The following is a 3,509-nucleotide window of genomic DNA, read 5'->3' on the forward strand; positions in this document are numbered from 1 at the left end:
GTCGCCGCCGAGGCCGGCGATGCGCTCGCCCTCGACGGCGAGGCGGTCGCCCTCGACGACGCCGCCGGGCAGGACCAGCCGGGCACCGGCCAGGGCAGTACGGTCACGGTCCGCGGTGGTCACGCGGTCACCTCCATGGAGAGCAGATCCCAGGCGAGCAGGCCCGCGCCCAGGGACGCGGCGGTGTCTTTGAGCATGGCGGGTACGACCTTCGGGGGCATCTGGAAGGTCAGTCGCCCGGTGACCGCCGCGCGCAGCGGAGTGAAGAGCGTGTCGCCGGCCTCGGCCAGCCCGCCGCCGACGATCACGGTGGACGGGTCGAGCAGGCTCTGGGCCAGCACGATGCCGTCCGCCAGGGCGTCGACGGCGCGCTGCCAGACCGCGAGGGCGCGGTCGTCCCCGGCGTCCACCGCGGCGGCGCAGGATGCCGCGTCGGCGTCGGGGTCGCCGCTGGTCTCGGCCCAGGCGCGGGAGACGGCGGAGGCCGAGGCCAGCGTCTCCAGGCAGCCGCGGGCGCCGCAGCCGCACTGCGGTCCGCCCGGGCGGACCACGACATGGCCGATCTCGCCGCCGTAGCCGTGCGCGCCGGCCTCGATCCGGCCGTCGATGCCGATGGCGCCGGCGATGCCGGTGCCGAGGGCGATGAACAGGAAGCGGTCGACGCCGCGGCCGGCTCCGAGCCGGCCCTCGGCCAGGCCGCCGGAGCGCACGTCGTGGCCGAGGGCCACCGGCATCGCGCCGCCGTCCGGCCCGGCCAGGCGCTCGCCGAGGAGCTTGCGCAGCGGGAGCTCGCGCCAGCCGAGGTTGGCGGAGAAGACCGCGATGCCGTTCTTCTCGTCGATCGTGCCCGGGACGGCGACACCGGCCGCGAGCGGGGCGACGCCGAAACGGCTGCGGCCCTCGTCCGCCAGGTCGGTGGCGAAGTCGAGGATGGCGGCGACGACGGCGTCCGTGCCGTGCTCCCGCCCGGTCGGTCGGCGTGCCTCGAACAGCACGGAGCCGTCCTGGGCGAGCAGCGCGGCCTTCATGCCGGTGCCGCCTACATCGAGTGCGATGACGTGCTTCACGGAGGACAGTTTCCCTTGGGCGGGTAGAAGAGGTCTAGTCCAGTTGTCGGATTGGTCTGGTCCATACTGGGTGAGCTTTGTCGCAGCTGCGGGGGTGTGCGCGGCTTTGCGCCGGGGTGCGGGGCGGGTGCGGACCGGGGTGAGTGGGGGTTTTGTTGCGCATTGTGCAATGACGCCGAGCACTTCGATAACTACTGGGGCGGCGCCGGGCGGTGGTGTGGACCGGTGGTCGACGGGTTTGGGAGTGTTGCGCGTCCCCCTGCCGGATTCCCCCGTTCCGGCTGCGTTCACCCCCCGTTCCATCCCCCCGAAGGCGGTACCCGCGTTGAACAGGCGCGTCCACGTTCCCACCCGTGTGCTCGGCGGTGCGCTGGCCGGAGCACTGGTCCTCACCGCGGTCAGTGCCTGCGGCGGGCAGGACGACGGGCCGGTCACCCTCAGACTGGTCGCCGCCGACTACGGGGAGAGCCCCGAGACCAGCTCCCAGCACTACTGGGACGCGGTCGCCAGGGACTTCGAGGCGGCCAACCCCGGGATCAGGGTCAGTGTCGAGGTGGACAGCTGGACCGAGATCGGCAAGAAGGTCGAGGACATGATCGCCGCCGGCAAGTCGCCGGACCTGCTCCAGACCGGCGGCTTCGCGGACCAGGTCGCGGCGGACCGGCTGTACCCGGCCTCCGACGTGCTCTCGGTGGACACCCAGGCCAGGTTCCTGGACACCTTCGCGCACGCCGGGCAGGTGGTCGGGACGCAGTACGGGATCCCGTTCGTCTCCTCCTCGCGGGTGCTCTTCTACAACAAGGCGGTCTTCCGGCAGGCCGGCATCACCCAGCCGCCGGCCACCTGGAACGAGCTGCGGCAGGACGCCGAGAAGATCAAGGCCAAGGTGCCGGGGGTGACCCCGTACGGGCTGCCGCTGGGGCCGGAGGAGGCACCGGCCGAGTCGATGCTGTGGACGCTGAGCGGCGGCGGCAGCATCTCCGACGACGTCGGCAACTACACCATCGACAGCGCCCAGAACCAGGCCACCTTCGGCTGGCTGAAGAGCAACCTGGTGGCCACCGGGCTGACGTACCCGGACCCGGGCAAGATGAACCGCACCCCGGTGTTCCAGGACTTCGCCGCCGGGAAGGTCGCGATGCTGAACGGGCACCCGACCCTGCTGCGGATGGCGACCGCCGGGAAGATCGAGTTCGGCACGGCGCCGATCCCGAAGAAGGACGGCGTCGGACGGACCGGGAGCCTCGGGGTCGCGGACTGGATGATGGCGCTGAAGGCGAACGGACACAAGAACGAGATCAAGAAGTTCCTGGCGTTCGTCTACGGCAAGGACAACCAGCTGAAGTTCGACGAGCAGTACAACCTCCTGCCGGTCACCCAGGACGCGTTCGCCCAGATGTCGTCCGACCCCAAGCACGAGGACCTCAAGCAGTTCGCGGTCGGGCTCAGCAACGCGAGCTTCTACCCGTTCGGGGACCCGGCCTGGGGCGAGGTCAGCAACCGGATCAAGGCCGGGATCGGGCAGGCCGTGACGGGGGATCCGAAGCAGGTGCTCGAAGGACTGCAGGACGCGGCGGTGAAGGAAGCGGTGAAGGTCCGCAAGTAGCAGGCCGTCGGGGCCGGGGCGTGGTTCGCCCCGGCTCCGACGGGGCTCAGGGCAGCGTGATGGCGTAGGCCTTGCGGAGGGTCTCGTGGACCGTCCAGGTGGTGCGGTCGCCCTCGCGCAGCACCGCGCAGTCGCCCGGGCCGACCTCCAGGGTCGGGCCGCCCTCGACCTCGATCGTGGCCCGGCCGCTGAGCACCACGAACATCTCGTCCGCCTCGACGTCCGTGACCACGCCGGGGGTGATCTGCCAGAGACCGCGCAGGTGGCGGCCGTCGGCGGACTCGGAGAGCACCCTGCCGGTGACCTCGGGGGTGCCCGAGACGATCTGGGACGGGTCGAGCGGGTCGGGGTCGAGGTCGGCGGTCGGGACGTGCAGGGCGAAGCTCGGCGTGGTCATGGGGGTGACGGTAGCCGGGCACGGGGAGCGGTGGGGCGAGCAGTGTGTGTCCGGGTCGCGCGCGAGAATGACACTCCGTAGCGGTGGACGGAGGTGTCGGCGGTGGGCGAGCTGAGCGAGCGGGACCGGGCGGTGCTGGCGCTGGAGGGGCGGCAGTGGCGGACGGCGGGGGCCAAGGAGCGGGCGATCCGGGAGGAGCTGGGGCTCTCCCCGACGCGGTACTACCAGGTGCTGAACGCGCTGCTGGACCGGGAGGAGGCGTTGGCGCACGCGCCGGTGCTGGTGAACCGGCTGCGGCGGGTGCGGGAGGCCCGGCGGGGGGCCCGTTGACGGGTGGGGGGGTCGGGCTCTCGGGAGGGTGGGGGGCCGGGGGTGGCTCCGGGGGTGGTCGCTCCGGGGGCTGGATGATTTTCAGACTGCCAACCCTGGAGGTGGGGCG

Annotated in this window: 4 protein-coding genes; 2 read left to right on the forward strand and 2 right to left on the reverse strand. The window is 72.2% G+C overall.

The features are described from left to right. Positions 1-119 precede the first annotated feature (119 nt). The gene (locus ACFY4B_RS42505) at positions 120-1,067 is read right to left on the reverse strand and encodes an ROK family protein (protein WP_049655186.1); all 948 of its coding nucleotides are present in this window, start codon (positions 1,065-1,067) and stop codon (positions 120-122) included. A gap of 325 nt (positions 1,068-1,392) precedes the next feature. On the opposite strand from ACFY4B_RS42505, the gene ACFY4B_RS42510 reads away from it, so the two are divergent. Then, positions 1,393-2,673: an extracellular solute-binding protein gene (locus tag ACFY4B_RS42510; RefSeq protein ID WP_387977172.1), complete on the forward strand. Its 1,281-nt coding sequence runs from the start codon at positions 1,393-1,395 to the stop codon at positions 2,671-2,673. Positions 2,674-2,719: 46 nt separating this feature from the next. On the opposite strand, the gene ACFY4B_RS42515 is transcribed toward ACFY4B_RS42510, so the two are convergent. Then, entirely contained in the window at positions 2,720-3,070 is a 351-nt protein-coding gene (locus ACFY4B_RS42515; protein ID WP_117489053.1) for a cupin domain-containing protein, read from the reverse strand. 102 nt (positions 3,071-3,172) lie between these two features. On the opposite strand from ACFY4B_RS42515, the gene ACFY4B_RS42520 reads away from it, so the two are divergent. Next, positions 3,173-3,400, forward strand: a complete 228-nt coding sequence (locus ACFY4B_RS42520; RefSeq protein WP_079272731.1) for a DUF3263 domain-containing protein — start codon at positions 3,173-3,175, stop codon at positions 3,398-3,400. Positions 3,401-3,509 lie beyond the last annotated feature (109 nt).

Origin of the sequence: Kitasatospora sp. NPDC001261 (assembly GCF_042896795.1) — a bacterium.
GTDB lineage: Bacteria > Actinomycetota > Actinomycetes > Streptomycetales > Streptomycetaceae > Kitasatospora.